The sequence below is a fragment of the Chryseobacterium oryctis genome (assembly GCF_025971925.1).
In the GTDB taxonomy this organism is placed as follows: Bacteria; Bacteroidota; Bacteroidia; order Flavobacteriales; family Weeksellaceae; genus Chryseobacterium; species Chryseobacterium oryctis.
This window is the reverse complement of the sequence record NZ_JAPDHV010000001.1, coordinates 474,534-493,588: the sequence shown is the minus strand read 5'-3', so window position 1 is coordinate 493,588 and position 19,055 is coordinate 474,534. Positions and strand designations below refer to the sequence as shown.

At 32.7% G+C, this 19,055-nt stretch carries 17 protein-coding genes; 9 read left to right on the top strand and 8 right to left on the bottom strand.

Annotated elements, in window-relative coordinates:
- Positions 1-5 precede the first annotated feature (5 nt).
- Positions 6-992 carry a 6-phosphofructokinase gene (pfkA, locus tag OH806_RS02390; RefSeq protein ID WP_264742078.1) on the bottom strand — a complete coding sequence of 329 codons (987 nt, stop codon included), beginning with the start codon at positions 990-992 and terminating at the stop codon, positions 6-8.
- A gap of 82 nt (positions 993-1,074) precedes the next feature.
- A complete protein-coding gene (locus OH806_RS02385; RefSeq protein WP_264742077.1) occupies positions 1,075-1,950 on the bottom strand; it encodes a DUF4846 domain-containing protein in 876 nt (291 codons plus the stop codon).
- Positions 1,951-2,213: 263 nt separating this feature from the next.
- Here OH806_RS02385 and OH806_RS02380 point away from each other — a divergent pair, with 263 nt between their 5' ends.
- From OH806_RS02380 to sucC, 5 genes are all read left to right on the top strand, one after another.
- Entirely contained in the window at positions 2,214-3,545 is a 1,332-nt protein-coding gene (locus tag OH806_RS02380; protein ID WP_264742076.1) for a hydroxymethylglutaryl-CoA reductase, degradative, read from the top strand.
- A gap of 18 nt (positions 3,546-3,563) precedes the next feature.
- A complete protein-coding gene (locus OH806_RS02375) occupies positions 3,564-4,643 on the top strand; it encodes a hypothetical protein (RefSeq protein ID WP_264742075.1) in 1,080 nt (359 codons plus the stop codon).
- Between the two features lies 1 nt (position 4,644).
- Positions 4,645-5,031 (top strand): DUF423 domain-containing protein, encoded by a 387-nt coding sequence (locus tag OH806_RS02370; protein WP_264742074.1) that lies wholly within the window; start codon positions 4,645-4,647, stop codon positions 5,029-5,031.
- Positions 5,032-5,084: 53 nt separating this feature from the next.
- Positions 5,085-6,362, top strand: coding sequence for a chloride channel protein (locus OH806_RS02365; RefSeq protein WP_264742073.1), 1,278 nt, complete (start codon positions 5,085-5,087; stop codon positions 6,360-6,362).
- Between the two features lie 132 nt (positions 6,363-6,494).
- Entirely contained in the window at positions 6,495-7,685 is a 1,191-nt protein-coding gene (gene sucC / locus OH806_RS02360) for an ADP-forming succinate--CoA ligase subunit beta (protein WP_264742072.1), read from the top strand.
- Positions 7,686-7,742: 57 nt separating this feature from the next.
- Here the strand turns inward: sucC and OH806_RS02355 are convergent, their stop codons facing one another.
- Complete coding sequence (locus OH806_RS02355; protein WP_264742071.1) at positions 7,743-8,627, bottom strand: mechanosensitive ion channel family protein; 885 nt, start codon at positions 8,625-8,627, stop codon at positions 7,743-7,745.
- Between the two features lie 100 nt (positions 8,628-8,727).
- On the opposite strand from OH806_RS02355, the gene OH806_RS02350 reads away from it, so the two are divergent.
- Positions 8,728-9,363, top strand: coding sequence for a peroxiredoxin (locus OH806_RS02350; RefSeq protein ID WP_264742070.1), 636 nt, complete (start codon positions 8,728-8,730; stop codon positions 9,361-9,363).
- Between the two features lie 109 nt (positions 9,364-9,472).
- Here OH806_RS02350 and OH806_RS02345 read toward each other — a convergent pair whose 3' ends face one another.
- From OH806_RS02345 to OH806_RS02335, 3 genes are all read right to left on the bottom strand, one after another.
- Positions 9,473-10,063, bottom strand: a complete 591-nt coding sequence (locus OH806_RS02345; RefSeq protein WP_264742069.1) for a hypothetical protein — start codon at positions 10,061-10,063, stop codon at positions 9,473-9,475.
- Between the two features lie 161 nt (positions 10,064-10,224).
- Complete coding sequence (locus OH806_RS02340; RefSeq protein WP_264742068.1) at positions 10,225-10,740, bottom strand: hypothetical protein; 516 nt, start codon at positions 10,738-10,740, stop codon at positions 10,225-10,227.
- Between the two features lie 97 nt (positions 10,741-10,837).
- Positions 10,838-13,147, bottom strand: a complete 2,310-nt coding sequence (locus tag OH806_RS02335) for a TonB-dependent siderophore receptor (RefSeq protein ID WP_264742067.1) — start codon at positions 13,145-13,147, stop codon at positions 10,838-10,840.
- Positions 13,148-13,299: 152 nt separating this feature from the next.
- Between OH806_RS02335 and OH806_RS02330 the strand changes: the two genes are divergently transcribed.
- Positions 13,300-14,358 carry a Gfo/Idh/MocA family oxidoreductase gene (locus OH806_RS02330; protein WP_264742325.1) on the top strand — a complete coding sequence of 353 codons (1,059 nt, stop codon included), beginning with the start codon at positions 13,300-13,302 and terminating at the stop codon, positions 14,356-14,358.
- A 68-nt stretch (positions 14,359-14,426) separates the two neighbouring features.
- Here OH806_RS02330 and OH806_RS02325 read toward each other — a convergent pair whose 3' ends face one another.
- Positions 14,427-16,325: an ABC-F family ATP-binding cassette domain-containing protein gene (locus OH806_RS02325; RefSeq protein WP_264742066.1), complete on the bottom strand. Its 1,899-nt coding sequence runs from the start codon at positions 16,323-16,325 to the stop codon at positions 14,427-14,429.
- A gap of 115 nt (positions 16,326-16,440) precedes the next feature.
- Between OH806_RS02325 and OH806_RS02320 the strand changes: the two genes are divergently transcribed.
- Complete coding sequence (locus tag OH806_RS02320) at positions 16,441-16,959, top strand: DUF1761 domain-containing protein (protein ID WP_319804057.1); 519 nt, start codon at positions 16,441-16,443, stop codon at positions 16,957-16,959.
- Between the two features lie 45 nt (positions 16,960-17,004).
- A complete protein-coding gene (locus OH806_RS02315; RefSeq protein ID WP_264742065.1) occupies positions 17,005-18,144 on the top strand; it encodes a peptidogalycan biosysnthesis protein in 1,140 nt (379 codons plus the stop codon).
- A gap of 31 nt (positions 18,145-18,175) precedes the next feature.
- Here the strand turns inward: OH806_RS02315 and OH806_RS02310 are convergent, their stop codons facing one another.
- Positions 18,176-19,039 carry a glycoside hydrolase family 25 protein gene (locus OH806_RS02310; protein ID WP_264742064.1) on the bottom strand — a complete coding sequence of 288 codons (864 nt, stop codon included), beginning with the start codon at positions 19,037-19,039 and terminating at the stop codon, positions 18,176-18,178.
- Positions 19,040-19,055: the final 16 nt, after the last annotated feature.

Genomic DNA, 19,055 nt, shown 5'->3' with positions numbered 1-19,055 from the left:
AAAATTTAGATTGCTAATATTTCTGAAATCAGTAAGAGATCTTTATTGATTTCATTGTGTTTTTTGATTGCTTCTTCAATTGGTGTGTAAACCAAATCATTGGAACGCATTCCTGCCATTACGTTTGATTGCCCTTCCATTAATCCCACTACAGCGCCATAACCCAATCTGCTTGCCAAAACTCTGTCGGCACAGCTTGGTGAACCTCCTCTTTGTATGTGTCCTAAAATGGCTACTCGGATGTCATATTCAGGGAACTCATCTTTTGTTTGTTTAGCAAGGTCATAAATATTTCCTAGTTTTTCACCTTCTGCTACAACTACGATGCTTGAAGCTTTTCCTGTTTTTTCTGCATGCCTGAATGTTGCAAATAGGTCAGACATACTGTCCTTTTTTTCTGGAATTAAAATATCCAGAGCTCCGGTTGCCAATCCGCTGTTTAATGCGATAAAACCAGCATCACGACCCATCACTTCTACAAAGAAAACCCTATTGTGAGACGTTGCAGTATCACGAATTTTATCAATTGCTTCCATTGCGGTATTCAGAGCAGTGTCGTAACCGATTGTATTGTCGGTTCCGAAAATGTCGTTGTCGATAGTTCCTGGTACACCAATTACTTTGATTCCGAATTCTTCATTGAAAATTTTTGCTCCTGTGAAAGTTCCGTCTCCACCAATACAAACCAAACCATCAATTCCCAGCTTTACGCAATTGTCATAGGCTTTTTGGCGACCTTCTTTGGTTTTAAATTCCATGGAACGGGCAGATTTTAGAATAGTTCCACCCTGATTAATTATGTTTTTTACAGAGCGGGGACCCATTTTCAGGAAATCCGCATTGATAAGACCATTGTAGCCTTCTCTCACTCCGTAACATTCTATATTATAATAATTTGCGGTTCTTACTACCGCTCTTAATGCTGCGTTCATACCGGGAGAATCACCTCCAGAGGTAAGAACTGCAATTTTTTTTACAGCACTCTCTTTCATCAAGTAAAAATTTCGAACACAAATTTACAAAAACAAGTTCAGATAATCGCAGTAAGTTTGTAAGAGTTTTAAATATAAGTTATTAAAAACTTCTGAAATTTGTTGGTTTAAAAAAATATCTTGCAGTTTTGGTTTCTGGTGAGTGAATATCCAAATCGTACCATGGCGAAATATTTCTATCAAAAGGATTGGATACTATGTGGATAGATTGAGCAGGAGTAAAGCCTTCTCCTAATAAATATAATCTTTTTCCTTCGTTATTTTGTACTACTCCAGCAATAAAAACTACATGTCCTGGACTTCCTGGTGTTATCAAAATATCTCCTGTTTTTAATTCTGAATTTTTGGTGACAGGTTGGGTCTCCTTGTTTAGTGAAATTGTTCCGGCATAATTAAAAATTAAGTCCAGATAATTTCTGAAATTTTGATAGGAATCATCAAAGTCAGCAGTTTTTCTAAAATTTACATTATTTCCTTTAACAAAAGCTCTGATTCCATTTTTGTAATCGTTCCATGAAACCAAATCTCCGCTTGTAAAATGAAATTTTATCTCATCGAATTTTTTGTTTTTGAATAAATATTCAGCTCTCAAACGAATAACAGCATCTGCACATTGTTGTAAATCTTTATTTCCGGTATCTATGTCAAAAACTGCTTCATGAAGATGTTGTGTAGAAATAGGAGTTTCGTCGTATTTTAAGATTGGACTGCCGTAGGATTTTAGCTTGAAATTTTCAATAAAATGTCCAAAAGAATTTGGTTTTTCTTCAATCCATTGGTAGTCTTTGGGCGCAGGGAATCTTTCTTTTATGGTGTTTTTATCTCTATTGATTGTAACTGAACTTTTCGAAACATATTTTTCAGACTCTGCATTTTCGACAATGATTTTTGGTGTGTTCTTGTCATTTTTACAACTGAAAAATAAGATTGTAATTAATAGAAAATGTATTTTTTTCATCTTGTTATAGAGTTACTGATTGGATTTTAAAATTAATATTTCTCCTTTAAATATTTCCAATATCTTTTTAAAATTTGTAGGAGGGTTAATTTCTGTTTTTCTTTAGCAAAGGAAAGTTTATTTCGTTAATTGAAATCTAAATTTTGGATGCGGTTTTTACTGTGAAATAATTCCAAAATTGATAAATGTCAACGTTTTTCAATTGAAGTTATCAACATATTAAAGTGACAAAATTGTATATTTACAGTCATTAAATGTATGCTATGAATCATAAACCCGTTGAAGGCTTTTCCAAACTGACTAAACAAGGAAAAATAGACTGGCTCGTAAACGAATATCTTGAAGGAAACGAAGAATATCAAAATATATTAAAACAATATTGGAACGAAAACGCAGAACTTCAAAAACTTCATGATGAGTTTTCTGAAAATACGATTTCCAATTTTTATATGCCTTACGGAATTGCTCCGAACTTTTTAATCGATGGGAAATTATTCGCCCTTCCGATGGCTGTCGAAGAAAGCTCTGTAGTGGCTGCAGCTTCCAAAGCTGCAAAATTCTGGATTGATAAAGGAGGTTTTAAAACAACCATCATCAATAATAAAAAGCTAGGACATACTCATTTTATATTTAATGTAGAACCTCATAAATTGCTTCACTTCTTTAATTTCAGTTTAAAGAAAAAATTAATGGAAGCGACTGAAGACATCACTGCCAATATGAGAAAGCGTGGTGGAGGTATTTTAGATATAAAATTGGTTGATAAAACCTCAGAAATGCCAAATTATTACCAGCTTAAAGCTAGTTTTGATACGGTAGACTCAATGGGAGCGAATTTTATTAATTCTTGCCTTGAACAATTCGGAAAAACATTAAAACAGGAAGTTGCCATCAGTGAAGATTTCACTCAGGAAGAGAAAAATTCTTTACAGATTGTGATGAATATTCTTTCCAATTTTACACCTGATTGCATTGTAAGAGCTGAGGTTTCTTGCAAAATTGAAGACTTAAAAGACGATAGTGGAATTTCTAATGAAGAATTTGCCTGGAAATTTAAACAGGCTGTAACTATTGCCGAGATTGAACCTTTCCGTGCGACGACTCATAATAAAGGCATTATGAATGGAGTAGATGCGGTGGTAATTGCAACAGGGAATGATTTTAGAGCAACTGAAGCTTGTGCACACGCATATGCTGCAAGAAACGGGAAATATTCTTCTTTGACACATTGTACAATAGATAATGGTATTTTCAGATTTTGGATAGATTTGCCGATTTCGGTAGGAGTTGTAGGAGGTTTAACAAATCTTCATCCACTCGTAAAATTCTCTTTAGCTCTTCTCGGGAAACCTTCTGCTCAGGAATTGATGAGTATTTTGGCGGTTTCAGGTTTGGCTCAGAATTTTGGTGCTTTACGTTCTTTGGTAACAACAGGAATTCAGAAAGGGCACATGAAAATGCACTTACTGAATATTTTAAACCAAATGGGGGCTACTGAAGAAGAAAAACAATACTTTGTAACGTATTTTAAAGATAAAACGGTAAGTCATCACGAGGTAATTACTGAATTTAATCGGTTGAGAGAAGGAAAGTAAAACTGTTTTAGTAAAAAAATGAAAAAAAGGATTGTTTTCTTCATGTTGATTTCAAGTTTAGGATTTTCTCAGCAGAAAGCTGTGAAGATTACTGATTTGCAACCAAAATCAGAAGATTTCAAATTTCCTTTGGTTTCTTATCCTCAAAATAATTTGGTTGAAAATAAAATCAATACGTTTTTACAGGTAAATGAACTGGAATATGTTCCTAATTCTGAAGGAAATCCATTCAAAAAAGCAGCTACTGCAACCAATTCTTACTCTAATTATGTATATTTCTACGGTTGGGATAAATTGGAAACACCTTCTAATATCTTAACTATAACAATGGATGGAGAGGCAACAGGTGCATATTCTGAAAGTTTTTCCATTTGGCAAAATTTTGATTTAAGAACGGGTAATTTTATTAATGCTCAAGATTTATTTTCTCCGAATTCCATTAAAAAAGTTGAGGATATTATCAATCAAAAAGTAAGAAAAAGAGTTGATGATTTTCTCAAAGATTTACGAGCTGAGAAAAATAAAGAAGATTATCATGAAGACCAGATTTCAATCTATGAAAATTGTTTTACTGAACATACTTTAGAATATATTAATTATTATTTCGGAAAAAATACACTGAAATTTGTTGCGGGAAGATGTTCTAATCATGCAATGAGAGCATTGGATGATTTAGGAAGTCATGTTATTGAAATTCCCTATAAAGATTTAGAAGAATATTGGAGTTCATATGCTTTACAATTATTGTCTGATACAAATAAAGTAGAGAGTACTAGTTTTCAAAATAAATTATATAGAGGAAAAATAGACGGGAAATATCCTATTACAGTTTTAATAAAGAGATTGTATACATCAGATGATGAGAATTCATTTTCTGCGGTGTATTGGTATGATAGAAACAAAAAATTGATTGAGTGGGATGGCAGAAGGTTGGGAAATAAAATTTCTATTATAGAGAATGATTATTTTGATGAGGTAAACAATCACTGGATTCCTAGAGCTTTTATAGAAGCTAGCATTGAAAATAAAAAGATTATAGGTACTTGGCAAGACTATAAAACGAAGAAATATTTAAAAATAGAATTAGAAGAATATTAAAATGAAAACATTAACATTAGTAATAGGCGCTTTATATGGGCTTTTATCCGTTGTTTTGGGTGCATTTGGAGCTCACGCATTTAAAAAGATATTATCTGTTGAAAGATTAGAGAGTTTTGAAACAGGTGTACGTTATCAAATGTACGCTGCTTTTTTCCTTTTAATAGTAGGATATATCTTAAAATTTGAAACCGGAATGGAAAAAGGTATTTCCTGGTTGATGATTTTTGGAACAATTTTATTTTCTTTCAGTATTTATTTCTTGAGTTTTCAAGATTATTGGGGTATGAATCTTAAATTTTTAGGCCCAATTACACCACTCGGAGGTTTTATGATGATTCTAAGTTGGGGCATGCTAATCTTATATTTTGTAAAGAATAAGATATAAGATTGAACGAAAAAATATTTGTTATAAAAATAGGTAAGAAGTAATGGATAAAAATGAAAATTAATAGAAGACGGCGGATTATTAGGACGTTCAATCTTTTGGATCAGCCTATCAAATTTAATCCGTTTGTGTTCAGTCGTACTTTTTTTATGTGGGCAATTACCGGTTTGATTGGTGGAATAATAGCTGGTCTTTATTGGATTGTTCTTGAACATTTTACTGAGTTTTTATCTGGATTCCATGGTTGGATGGTAATTCCTACAATGGCTATTTGTGGTCTTTTAGCGGGATTGGTCATACATTTTATTGGAGATCCGGGTGAGATTCATTTAATAGTTAATAATATCCGTTTCAATAAAGGCAAATTAGACCCCAAAAATAATCCTTCGATGATATTGTCTTCACTTTTTTGTGTAGCATCGGGAGGAAGTTTAGGGCCAGAAGCTCCTTTGGTTCAGGTGACTGGTTCTACAGGAACTTATCTGGGAAAACTTTTTAGATTGAAAGGCGAAGAACTAAGGTCATTGAGTATTGCTGGTATGGCTTCCGGTTTTACAGCATTATTCGGAGCTCCACTTGGTGGAAGCTTATTTTCTTTGGAAATTTTACATCATAAACATGCTGTTGAATATTACAAAGCTATCATACCGGCTTTGGTGGCAAGCTGCTTTAGCTATCTGATGTTTGCTCTGATTATCCATTTAGGGATAGGTTCTGCTTGGGAATTGAAAGATTATCATTATACAGGGGTATATGATTTTGCATATGCGGTGGCTTTTGGGATTGTCGGAACTTTATTCGGATGGATTTTCATTTTTGTTGTTAAGTTCTTCAAAAAGATTTTTGAATATAGAAAACTTCCAATTTATATTAAAACCTTAGTTGGTGGAATCATTTTAGGAACTATCGCTTTTTATTTACCTATTACAAGATATTTTGGACATAATGAAATAAATCAGCTTATTGGAGGTAAGTTTACATTAAATTTTTTGATCATTATTTTAATCTTCAAAATATTAGCAATAGCTATTACTGTAACCTCAGGATGGAGAGGGGGCTTTATTATTCCTCTTTTCTTTGTGGGGACGACTTTAGGCTTAATTATCCATAATTTGTTTCCAACTGTTGATACAACATTGGCTATTGTAAGTTGCATGGCTGCAATTAATGCCTGTGTAACGAGAACACCAATGAGTACAACCATTATTTTGGGAACTTTAACAGGTTTTACTTATTTCGTTCCGATACTTTTTGCGAGTCTCACCGGATATTTTTTAGCTCCAAAGATTCCGTTTATTGGCTCTCAATCTGAAAAATTATCTGAAGAATAAATAAAACTTTGAATGATATGTTAAAAATCAAGTTCATTAAACCTTAATTTTTGAATTAAGAATCTTGAACTTCCGTGTCTTTTTAGTAAATTTGTCAACCTTTAAATTTTAAAATAAAATAATAAAAATAATATGAATCTTCACGAGTATCAATCAAAAGAGATTTTATCAAAGTATGGAGTAGCTATCCAACGTGGTTTTGTTGCGAATAACGTAGACGAAGCTGTAGCTGCTGCTGAAAAACTAACTGCTGAAACAGGAGCTCAGGGATGGGTTGTAAAAGCACAAATTCACGCAGGTGGTCGTGGTAAAGGTGGTGGTGTAAAGTTTTCTCCGAATATGGATAAACTTAAAGAAAATGCACAAAACATCATCGGAATGCAGTTGGTAACTCCACAAACTTCTGCTGAAGGTAAAAAAGTAAATTCTGTTTTGGTTGCAGAGGATGTATATTATCCGGGTGAGTCTGAAACTAAAGAATTTTATGTTTCTATTCTTTTAGACAGAGCTGAAGGTAAGAATACAGTTGTATATTCTACTGAAGGTGGTATGGATATTGAGCATGTTGCTGAAGTAACACCTCATTTAATTCACAAAGAAATCATTGATCCTGCTTTAGGTCTTCAAGGTTTCCAGGCTAGAAAAATTGCTTTCAACTTAGGTCTTGAAGGTAATGCTTTCAAAGAATTTACAAAATTCATTACGTCTTTATATAATGCTTATACAGGAATTGATGCTTCTTTATTCGAAATCAACCCTGTATTGAAAACTTCTGATAACAAAATTATCGCTGTTGATGCTAAAGTAACTTTGGATGATAACTCATTATTCCGTCACAAAGATTTAGCTGAGCTAAGAGATAAGAGAGAAGAAGATCCGATGGATGTTGAAGCTGGTGAAGCTGGTCTTAACTTCGTAAAACTTGACGGAAACGTTGCATGTATGGTAAACGGAGCTGGTCTTGCAATGGCAACAATGGATATCATCAAATTATCTGGTGGTAACCCTGCAAACTTCCTAGACGTAGGTGGTACTGCTGATGCGCAAAGAGTACAAACAGCTTTCGGAATTATCTTGAGAGATCCAAACGTAAAAGCTATTTTGATTAATATCTTCGGAGGTATTGTAAGATGTGACAGAGTTGCTCAAGGTGTTGTAGATGCTTATAAAGCTATGGGTAGCCTTCCTGTTCCATTGATCGTAAGGTTACAAGGAACGAATGCTGTAGAAGCTAAAAAATTAATTGACGAGTCTGGTCTTCCTGTTCACTCTGCAATTACTTTAGAAGAAGCTGCAAACAAAGTAAAAGAAGTTTTAGCTTAATTATAAGTTTAAACTAAATTCATAAAAAAGACCGCTGAAAAGCGGTCTTTTTATTTTCTATTTATCTGAATTTTCTACTGAGTTGGTATCCTCACTTGTTATGCTGATACTTGTAGGGGTTACTAATTGTATTCCGTCTGTGTCTAATCGCATTTTTATTTTTAAATACGCTTCACTTTTTACATGAACGATGTTTGCTCCCACTTTCATCCAAAATCTTGCCTGAAGGTTGAAAACTCCTTGTTTCAAATCTGTGAAAATAACTTCAACGGCATCTGTTCTGTCAACATTATCCATACCTTTAATAACTTCCATCATTCCTTTTTGAGCTTTGCTTACATCTTCATCTGCCGGAATTTCAAAATTTAGAATTATTCTTCGTTGAGGTGAAGCGGTGACATTGGAAAACGGAGCATTAAAAATTACCTGATTGGGAATATAAACCTTTCTTCCGTCATCAGTAATAATTTTTGTAGTTAAAAATCCTATTTCCTGTACGGTTCCTGAATTATTTCCTATTGAAATGTAATCTCCAATTTTAAAGGCTTTATCAATCCCGATAAGCATTCCTGAGAATATACTTGAAACCAAATCTTTTAATGCAACCCCTGCAATTACCCCTGCAACTCCCAAACTTCCGATAAATTTCCAGAGAAAGCCACTGAATCCCATTATTTCTAGGGTAATGAAAGTTCCCATCAGCATGATTAGGAATCGGAAAACACCAATTAAAGTAACTAAAGAACTTTCTTTTTTACTTTTCGGGAAAAACTTATGAAATAGCTTTACCGAAACTTGACTCAGATATTTACTTGTTAAAAGAAAAAAAGTGAAAACTAGAATTCCCACTATTAATTTTGGTGTAAGTTCGGCAAATTTTAAATACCAACTTTCTAATACATTATATACAACTTCGAAGTAACTTAAACCCTCTTTGTTCATGAATAGATTATTTTTAAGTAAAGATATAAATTTTCAAAGAAAAGTTTTGTTATTTCTAAAAAAGTCTACTAAATTTGTAGACTAATAAAAACAAAATATTATGTCAATCAAACTAGGAGATACAGCACCAAATTTTCAGGCAGAATCATCTTTAGGTCATATAGATTTTTATAACTATTTAGGTGATTCTTGGGGAATCTTATTTTCACATCCGGCAGATTATACCCCGGTTTGTACAACGGAATTGGGTTTTACGTCAAAATTAAAATCTGAATTTGAAAGTAGAGGAACAAAAGTAATCGCTTTAAGTGTAGATGGAGTAGAGGATCATCAGAATTGGATTAAAGATATTAATGAAACTCAAAATACAGAAGTGCAGTTTCCTATAATAGCAGATAAAGATAGAAAAGTTTCAGAATTGTACGATTTTATTCATCCTAATGCTTCTACTACGCTAACTGTTCGTTCACTTTTAATCATTGATCCTGATAAAAAAGTAAGACTGATTATTACCTATCCTGCATCTACAGGAAGAAACTTTAATGAAATTATAAGGGTTCTAGATTCTTTACAACTTGTAGATTCTCATAAAATTGCAACACCTGTAAACTGGAAGAATGGTGATGATGTTATAGTTCCGCCAACGGTTTCAACTGAAGAAGCGAGAAAAATATTCCCAAAAGGAGTTACGGAAATTAAGTCTTATTTGAGATATACACCACAGCCAAACACATAGTTCACATAAATTTTTTTGATTTTTTATAGTTTAGTTTTAATTTGTAAGAAAATCGCCTCGGAATTTATTCCGAGGCGATTTCATTTTATTCAATCTTAATGATTAAAGATTATTTTACATCATTAATGATTTGCTTAGCTTTTGAAGTTGGAAGATAGATTTGGAAACCAAGACCAAAAGTAATTTTGTTTGTATATCCACCATTTCCGAAACCAGCGTTTGCATCATATTTTACTAAACCTTCCAATCCAATGTTTGGAGTGATGAAGTAAGAATAACCAGGTCCGAAACCGAAGTTAAGACCATTAGAAGAAGAACCTCCTTTAGAGATTGACATTCCTCCAACACCTACGTTAGCTTCGAAGAACCATCTACCGTGATTTAATAGATTGTTAACTCCTTTCTCACCTGGAGAAAGATAATAACGTCCTAATGCTCCTACGTTATATGTAAAAGTAGTCGGAGCATCTTTAGCACCTTTAAATCCTAAGTCTACATAACCACCAACTGCTACATTGTCTTCGATAAAGTAAGCACCTTTTGGTTGAATTGCAAAATTGTAACCACTTCCTTTGTTTAACCCGAATTCGGCACCTAGTAAGTTACCACCTACCATCCAATTACCTTTCTGAATTTGAGCACTCACAGTAGTAGTAAGACCAGCTACTGCCAATATTCCTGCTAGAATTAGTTTTTTCATAATTTATAAATTTAATAATTAATGTTTATTATTCTAAAATTTGTGAAATTCAAGAAATGTGCCAGAATGCTCAATTTTTTGAAAAATTTGTTAAAATAATGTTAAGGTAAATTTTGTTAAATTGTATTAATTTGAAGGGTTTAATTATTGATTTGATAATTTTAAATAAGCAATAAAATTATTGAAACGATAATTCCAGCAACGGTAAACGCTATTCCTCTTTTAAATATCTTTGTTTTTGGTTTGAACATCCAGAAGCTAGATATAACGAAGAAGAATAGTGAAATTCCAAAGAATACATTAAGTGGTGACAAAGTATCTTTAGATTGTGATTTGTGAAGTTTTGTCATTTTGTCGAGAACAAAAGGAAGCTCTTTTTTCATATATTTTGCTTCTCCTGTTGAAGAATCATAAGTTCCTTGTTTGAATTTCAGAATAGAGCCTTCTGTTTTGGTAACTTCGAAATTTTTGATTTTTAATTCTTTACCTAATTCTTTTTCAGATAAATTTTTGTCTATTATTTTCTCGTATTTTTTTTCCTTTTTAAGAAAATCGGTATCTCTATAAACAAGCAATATTCCGCTAACTGCATAAATAGCCATAATTCCAGCAAGGAAATACCCTAAATAGCGATGTGTAATTCTCATGAAAGTTTTTGTGTCTTTAATCTTATCCATATATAAATAGTTTTTGTTTTTAAATTATAAAAGTGAAAACTGCAAAATTGCAATTTTCACTTTAGTTTTTATAGAGAAATTAATATTTATTTAAATTTTAAAGCTTGTAGGTAAGTGTAAAGTAGTAATTTCTTGGTGTAATTGGGTTTACAGAATAATTCTCATGAACATTATAATTAACCACATCGAACAAGTTACCTACTTTTCCTTGGATTGAGAACTTGTTCCATTCGTATCCTATAGATAATGAAACTGTTGTGTAATCTTTTAATTCAAACATTCTGCTTACTCCGTTTCTTGCTGCTAAACTTGTATTGCTGCCGGTTTTTGTATCGTTCCATCCTGCAATTCTATCACCGATGTAGTAAATACCGGCTCCTACTTTTAACCCTGGTAATGTATTGGTGAATTTATAGAATGCAGATAAGTTTGCTGTTGTAGCAGGAGTTCTCACTAATCTTTGATTTTCAACATAGCCTACTTTGTCAGGAGTATCTAAATATACTGAATTGTTATAAGAAATACCTCCAATGATTGAAAGGTTTGATGTAGGATTACCTGTGATATCTAATTCTACACCACGGCTTCTCATTTTACCTACAAATTCTTTTAAATTCCTAGGATCTGTAGAAGCAGCATTAGTTGCAGGATCTATATAAGTTTGATAATAGTCTCTGTAGATAATCTGATAAAGCGAAAGATTGATAGCAACAGCATTATTCCAAAAGTTTTTCTTAGCACCTACTTCATATTGATCTATTAATGATGGTTTTAATGATTGTAAAGTGAATGCGTCAAGACCGGTATTGGCAGCAAACGAGTTGGTATAAGTTGCAAAAACAGATAAATTATCATTTGGCATATAAACGACACCTACTTTTGGAGATAAGGCTTGGTCTGATGTTGCTGTATTGTTTGTTAATCCTTTAGTCATTGTTGAACTTGGATCAACTATATTGTTTTTAGCTGCCTTGAAATCTGTCTTTATTGTTGGCATATTTTCTATATATGACCAACGTAGACCGGCAATAACCTTAAATTTGTTGGTTAAACTAATGAAATCCTGAGCAAAGAAGCCAACTCTTCTGGTATTAATTCTTGTTTTACTTAATATTGCAGATCCGGGCATATTTCCGGAAGCCCAAGTTGATGGATCGTCAAGATATAATGTTCCTGGTTGTCCATTAATACCTGATGCACCATTTGTCCCAAAATAATAACTTGTACCATAAGCTTTGTTATTATCAGGGTTGTAATAAGTGTACGAATCTGAAGCTCCGTAATCGGCATCCCCACCAATTAATATTTTGTGATTGATTTTTCCTGTATTGAATTCTCCATTTAAATTAACCTGAACAGAAGTATAATTCACTTCGTTATAAGTTCTGTTTAGAGGTCTGTTCCAAAATAGTTTATTATTTTTATCATATCCCCATTGTACCCTTTCCGTAGAAAAATAATCTTTTGTATAATTTTGATACGTTGCAACAGTATTTAATGTCCACTTTTCATTAATTTGATGATTGAATGTAGCCGTTGTAGCTGCTTGTTGAACATTTTGATATTGCCAATCTGTTCCTAAAAAAGAGTTTCTTGACAATAAATCGTTCATTTTGTAGCTATTATCGGTATTTGTTATAGCTCCAATTCCAAAATCTGGTGTAAAATCGTTTTTCAAATAATCAGCTTCAATAATTAATTGAGATTTAGTACCTAAATTAAATAAAAATGAAGGATTGAAATAATATTTTTCAGATTTAACTACATCTCTGAAACTTTCAGCATATTCATAAGCTCCGTTTACTCTGAAAGCAATATTTTTTGTTAAAGGTCCGTAGATGTCAACAGTTGGTTTGTAAGAATTCCAGCTTCCAGCGTTTAATCCGATACTTCCTCCGAAATTGAAACGCGGTTTTTTTGTAATCATATTAATAACACCTCCTGCAGCTGTATTTCCGTAAAGCATTGCATTTGCACCCTTCAAAACTTCCACTCTTTCCAACCCGCTTACTTCAGGGAAGACTCCACTATTTATTCTTCCTCCATTTTTGAAAATATTATCATTTCCTAGAATAAAACCGCGCCCACCAAAACTATCTTGAGAATTTCCTCTTGATGATGTAATATATACGCCGTTTACGTTTTGTAGTACATCGCTCAATTGTTTTGCCTGTTGTTGCTCAATAATTTCGTGAGTAACAATAGAAATAGGTTGAGGAGTCTCCATTACCGTAAGGTTTGATTTTATAGATAATGGTTTTGCTTTGTTGGGATTTCCTGTTTTGTGAAGGTTTACATCTTCAATTGTCTGAATTCTGATAGTATCAGTTTCAGGTTGAAATTTCTTCTGTGCGGAAATAGATGTTGCTATAAATAATAGCCCAAGAGTTACTAGCTGTTTTTTCATCTTTACTTTCTATTTATACTAGTTAAAAATAATGTGCAAATGTATGTAATTCTTTGATATTATTTAGACTTATTAAAAATAAAAAAATGATATTTATCATATCTTTTGATGCTGAAAAAGATATAATAAATACCTTTGCTGAAAATAAGATTATGCAATTGGTAAAAGTTGGACTTTGTGCCTTTGGAATGAGTGGAAAGGTTTTTCATGCTCCGTTTTTGAAAGAGCATCCCGGATTTTTTATGTCTGCCGTAGTGGAAAGAAATAAAGAAGATTCAAAAGAAAAATATCCTGATGCAAAAATTTACCGTTCGGTTGAAGAAATGTTGCAAGATGCAGATATTGAATTGGTTGTTGTGAATACTCCGGTTCAGACTCATTTTGAATATGTTAAAATGTCGTTAGACGCAGGAAAAAATGTTATTGTTGAGAAACCTTTTACCGTGAATGTTTCTGAGGCAGAGGAGCTTGTACAGTTAGCGAAAGAAAAAGGTTTGTTTTTGAGTGTTTATCAGAATAGAAGATTTGATCGTGATTATCTTCAGGTTCAGAAAATGATCAATGAAGAAAAATTAGGGAATATTAAAGAAGTTGAAATTAGATTTGACAGATTCCGTACAGAACCAAGCGGAAAATTGCATAAAGAAAATCCTGATTTGTTTGGTTCCGGATCTCTTCACGATTTGGGTTCGCATTTGGTAGATCAGGCAGTTCAGCTATTTGGTTTTCCTGAAAAACTTTTTGCAGATGTTTTCTCTATGAAAGGAAGTGAATTTGCTAATGATTATTTTGAAATCCTATTTTATTATAAGGACGATTTAAGAGTAAGACTAAAATCTTCTGTTTTTACCAAAGAAGCTCATTATGCTTATGCTGTTCACGGAAGTAGAGGGAGTTTTTTGCAGGAAAGAACGGATAATCAGGAAAATGAATTGGTTGCAGGGGTAGTTCCTGAGTATGGAGAAGAATGGATGCAACCTTTGCAGCAGCCAGACGGAATCCTAAATTTTTTAAATGAAAATAATGAAACAGTAAGATTGGAAACATCAAGTGAAGCTGGAAATTATATGCATTATTATCAAAATATTTATGAGCATATTGTTTTTGGATATTCATTGCCTTCACCTGCTGAAGAAGTGGTTCGAAACATGAAAATTATTGAAGCTGCATTACAAAGTTCAATAGAAGGAAGAGTCGTTAATTTGATATAATAAATTAGCCCTACTGAATTAAATTAATCGAGTAGGGCTAATTATTTTTATTGTTATTTCACATAGATTTATGCTTCACCTAGAATTTCCTGTAATTCTAGCCACCTCATTTCATGATTTTCTAGTTTTTCGGAAATAGTTTCTAATTCAGCAGAGAGTTTTGCTATTTTTTCGTAATCTGTTTCGTTGTTAAGTGAATCTAAAATTTTACTTCTTTGTTCTTCATATTCAGGCATTTCTTTCTCAATCATTTCAAGTTCTCTTTGTTCTTTGAAAGAAAGTTTTCTTTTTTTACCTGAATTTTGCGAGTTTACAGATGGTGAAATTGTTTCTTTAATAGGTTCAGGTTTTGAAGTTGTCGTTTTCAGAGCTTCTTCTTTGCTTTTAGCTTCTCTGTATTCAGAGAAATTTCCTACAAAATCCTTGATTTTTCCTTCTCCTTCAAAGGCTAAAACATGGTCAACAATTCTGTCCATAAAATATCGGTCGTGAGAAACGATAATTAATGAACCTTGAAATTGCTGTAAAAAGTTTTCAAGAACAGTTAATGTAGGTAAATCTAAGTCATTTGTAGGTTCGTCAAAGATTAAAAAATTAGGATTTTGATATAAAATATACATCAAATGCAATCTTCTTTTTTCTCCTCCCGAAAGTTTTGAAATAGGAGAGTATTGCGTTTGGTCATCGAATAAAAATAATCTCAAAAACTGTGATGCAGAAAGACTTTTTCCGTTGGCTAAAGGATAATATTCTGCAACTTCTTTAATGAAGTCAATTACTCTTTCGTCTTCTTTGTATGTTAATCCTTTTTGGGAAAAATATCCGAAAGAAATAGTTTCTCCGGTTTCAATTTCTCCTTTATCAGCCTTTTCAAAACCTTGAATTATATTTAAAAGTGTCGATTTTCCGGCTCCGTTTTTTCCTACAATTCCTACTTTTTCTCCACGTTGAAATTGATAGCTAAAATCTTTTAATAAAACTTTATTTCCAAAACTTTTATCAATATTTTTAAGCTCAAGGATTTTATTTCCTAATCTTTTCATTTCAAAATCAAGCTCAAGACCTTGTTTTCGGGTATCTGTTTTAGCTACTTTTTCCGTTTCGTAGAAAGCATCAATTCTAGATTTTGATTTTGTAGTTCTTGCTTTGGGTTGTCTTCGCATCCATTCAAGCTCTTTTCTGTAAAGGTTGTTGGCTTTGTCAATAGTTGCGTTTAGATTATCCTCACGAATCATCTTATTTTCAAGATAAGTCGCATAAGAACCATTGTGAACATACAGGTTTTTATCTTCCATTTCCCAAATAATGTCACAAACACTGTCAAGGAAATATCTGTCGTGAGTTACGAGTAATAAAGTGATTTTTGCTTTGCTTAAATAATTTTCAAGCCATTCTACCATTTCTACATCGAGGTGATTGGTTGGCTCATCCATTATTAATAAAGTGTGACGATGTTCAGCTCTGGTTTCTGTTAAAAGTTTTGCCAAAGCAACACGCTTGATTTGTCCTCCGGAAAGTGTTCCCATTTTTGCTTCCAAATCAGTAATTTTCAGCTGGGAAAGAATTTGTTTCATCTCATTTTCCAAGTCCCATGCTTTATGAACCTCCATGTCGGCTAAGGCTTTTTCAATGAAATCGTTATCTGTTGAATGAAGAGATTTATGATAATTTTTCAGTGCCATTATGGGGGCTGAATCTAAAGTCATCATAAACTCGTCAATCGTCAAATTGGGATCAAAATCAATTTCCTGGTCAAATAAAACTACTTGTATGTCTTTGTTGATGATTACGCTTCCGTTGTCAGCAATTTCCTTACCCATTAAAATTTTAAGAAGAGTAGATTTTCCACTTCCGTTTTTGGCGACGATGGCTATTTTGTCACCCTCATTGATATTGAAAGAGATATTTTCAAATAAAACTTTGATTCCGTAAGATTTGGTAAGGTTTTCGACAGCAACGTAATTCATTCTATAAAAATTTGTAGCGCGAAAATACAAAATATTAGAGGGATAGAAGAAAAATGTATTTTGTAACATTTTTTGTGTAGATTTGATAATATAACCAAGCTAAATATCAATAACCATGTTGCAATTCAATTTTCTGGCTATTTTAGTAGCAGCTATCGTTCCTCTCATAATTGGGTTTATCTGGTATAATCCTAAAGTTGCAGGAATAGCCTGGATGAAGGCTTCCGGAATGACGGAAGAAAAGATGAAAGGTTCTAATGTAATTATGATTTTTGTTCTGACGATTATTTTGTCTTTTCTAATCTCTTTTTTTATGCAGTTTCTCACTATACATCAGTTTGGAGCTTCAGGAATGATTGGAGGAGATGAATCCCACGCAACTCCTTCTTATTTTGCATTTATGAAGGAGTATGGTATGGTTTATCGTTCTTTTGGACACGGAGCTTTACACGGTTTTTTGGCGGTGTTTTTCTTTGTCTTTCCTATTTTTGCCATTAATTCAATGTTTGAAAGAAAGTCCTGGAAATATGTTTTCATTAATGTAACATTTTGGGCAATTACATTAATGATTATGGGCGGAATTATTTGTGGATGGTATGCCGCTGATGGTTTTAATTGGGTTACACAGAAATAATTAACAATCTTAAAAAGCAAAGGCTACAAAAAGGTAGCCTTTTTTATGTCATATACGTTTAAAATATATAATAGCATTTTTGAATTACCATTGAATTGGAATGCTGTCGTTGGAAGTCGTAATATTATGCTGTCCAAAGAATATTTCAATGCTTTGGAAAAATCTGCTCCGGATAATATGAAATGCTATTATATGGGATTTTTTAAAGATGATGAATTGATTGGAGGAGCATTGTTTCAATATTTAGATTTTCAATATCATTCTACTTTTCAGAAAAATCAGGTTTGGTGTAGTATCAGTAATTTTTTTGCCAGAAAATTTGGAAAAGATGTAATGATTTTAGGGAATAATATGCTTACCGGGCAAAACGGATTTTATTTCGATTCTTCAAAAATTACCTTTGGGCAGATGGTTTCTCTTTTAGATGAAGCTGTTGAGGTGATGCAGAAAGAGAAAAGAAAAACGGCATTGATTATTTATAAAGATTATCAAGCTAGTTTTATCGAATATTTTCAGGGGAAAAATTATCAGGCATATTTTCGGTTTTCAGTTCAGCCTAATATGATTTTGAAATTGAGAGAGAATTGGATAACTTTTGAAGATTATCTTAATGCTTTTTCTACAAAATACAGAACCAGAGCAAAAGCGGCCAGAAAAAAGATTCAAGGTATAGTAAAACGAGAGCTGGATTTGGAGACAATCAAAAAGCATCAGGCAGAAATGAATCTACTTTATCAAAATGTGGCTGAAAATGCACCGTTTAACACTTTTTTTCTTGCCGAAAATCATTTTGAGAAGATGAAAGAATATTTAGCACAAAACTTTAGAATATTCGGGTATTTTTCAAATGGGAAATTGATAGGTTTCTATACTTTAATTCTTAATAATAATGATATTGATACTTATTTTTTAGGTTATGATAAAGCTCTTCAGAAAGAAAAACAATTATACTTGAATATGTTGTTGGATATTGTAGAGTTTGGCATTTGTCATAGATTTGACAAGGTTATTTTCGGAAGAACTGCTTTGGAAATAAAATCTACCATTGGTGCTGAACCTGTTGAGATTTTTGGTTTGATGAAGCATAACAATAAAATTCTGAATCCATATATTGAAAGAATCTTTCTTTCTGTAAATCCAAAAGTTGAATGGATTCAGCGAAAACCGTTCAAATCTGATTTTTGAAAATATCTAAAGTAAAAGAAATTCCTGAAAACTAATCTAAGGTCAATCTTTTTAAAGACCATAAATTTCCGTTGTAGATGTCCAAATCCACTTTTGTATTAATTCCGTGAACGATGCCATTTTCTGTAAACTGCCAAAAATTCCATTCTCCTTCAGGTGTTGGAGTTGGGACATCATTATAATTGGCTAACCAAAGAGGGTAACCATCAAATTCGCCTTTTAAAAAATCTTTGTAGTAATGATAATAGGTATAAATGATTGGTTTTTCGCCATAGGTTTCCTCCACAATTTTGCACCAAACTTTTAAATCTTCAATAAGTTTTTTATTGGTTTTTCGTTTAGGTATTTTTTCAATATCAAGAATAGGAGGTAGGTCTCCACTCTCCAACTTTACATTTTTAAGGAAGTTGTTCGCCTGTATTATGGGATCTTCATCTGCTCTGTAAAAATGATAGGCACCACGAATTAACTCGTGTTTTTTAGCCTGTTCCCAAAATTCTTCAAAATGTTTGTCAGCACTACGGTTTCCCATTGTCGCTCTCATCACTACAAATTCCAGCGGAATGGTTTTATTTCCGATACTCAAACTATCCCATTTGATGTCTTCTCTGTTTTGGTAGTGTGAAATATCAAATCCATAAGTTTTATCAAGATTATTTGATAGAATTTTTTGGATTCTCAATGTCTCAGATTCACTGTTGTGAAGTTTTTTATGGGTAAATTTATTGAAGTATAATGCGTAATAATAACTGATTGATTGTTTTAAGTATATGCCGGTTCCAATCAAGCCGATAATTAAAATCACAAGCATAATTTTGCGACGGAAAAGGTAAGTTTTTCGTCGGTTGTGATGTATCTTTTTGGCGGTTTTTTTGCTATACTTTTTTTGTGACATAAGATTTGCAAAACTA

Bases quoted from the DNA above. Each gene is read 5' to 3' on its own strand.
- pfkA (WP_264742078.1), bottom strand. From the start codon at position 992: ATGAAAGAGAGTGCTGTAAAAAAAATTGCAGTTCTTACCTCTGGAGGT.
- OH806_RS02385 (WP_264742077.1), bottom strand. From the start codon at position 1,950: ATGAAAAAAATACATTTTCTATTAATTACAATCTTATTTTTCAGTTGT.
- OH806_RS02380 (WP_264742076.1), top strand. From the start codon at position 2,214: ATGAATCATAAACCCGTTGAAGGCTTTTCCAAACTGACTAAACAAGGA.
- OH806_RS02375 (WP_264742075.1), top strand. From the start codon at position 3,564: ATGAAAAAAAGGATTGTTTTCTTCATGTTGATTTCAAGTTTAGGATTT.
- OH806_RS02370 (WP_264742074.1), top strand. From the start codon at position 4,645: ATGAAAACATTAACATTAGTAATAGGCGCTTTATATGGGCTTTTATCC.
- OH806_RS02365 (WP_264742073.1), top strand. From the start codon at position 5,085: ATGAAAATTAATAGAAGACGGCGGATTATTAGGACGTTCAATCTTTTG.
- sucC (WP_264742072.1), top strand. From the start codon at position 6,495: ATGAATCTTCACGAGTATCAATCAAAAGAGATTTTATCAAAGTATGGA.
- OH806_RS02355 (WP_264742071.1), bottom strand. From the start codon at position 8,627: ATGAACAAAGAGGGTTTAAGTTACTTCGAAGTTGTATATAATGTATTA.
- OH806_RS02350 (WP_264742070.1), top strand. From the start codon at position 8,728: ATGTCAATCAAACTAGGAGATACAGCACCAAATTTTCAGGCAGAATCA.
- OH806_RS02345 (WP_264742069.1), bottom strand. From the start codon at position 10,063: ATGAAAAAACTAATTCTAGCAGGAATATTGGCAGTAGCTGGTCTTACT.
- OH806_RS02340 (WP_264742068.1), bottom strand. From the start codon at position 10,740: ATGGATAAGATTAAAGACACAAAAACTTTCATGAGAATTACACATCGC.
- OH806_RS02335 (WP_264742067.1), bottom strand. From the start codon at position 13,147: ATGAAAAAACAGCTAGTAACTCTTGGGCTATTATTTATAGCAACATCT.
- OH806_RS02330 (WP_264742325.1), top strand. From the start codon at position 13,300: ATGCAATTGGTAAAAGTTGGACTTTGTGCCTTTGGAATGAGTGGAAAG.
- OH806_RS02325 (WP_264742066.1), bottom strand. From the start codon at position 16,325: ATGAATTACGTTGCTGTCGAAAACCTTACCAAATCTTACGGAATCAAA.
- OH806_RS02320 (WP_319804057.1), top strand. From the start codon at position 16,441: ATGTTGCAATTCAATTTTCTGGCTATTTTAGTAGCAGCTATCGTTCCT.
- OH806_RS02315 (WP_264742065.1), top strand. From the start codon at position 17,005: ATGTCATATACGTTTAAAATATATAATAGCATTTTTGAATTACCATTG.
- OH806_RS02310 (WP_264742064.1), bottom strand. From the start codon at position 19,039: ATGTCACAAAAAAAGTATAGCAAAAAAACCGCCAAAAAGATACATCAC.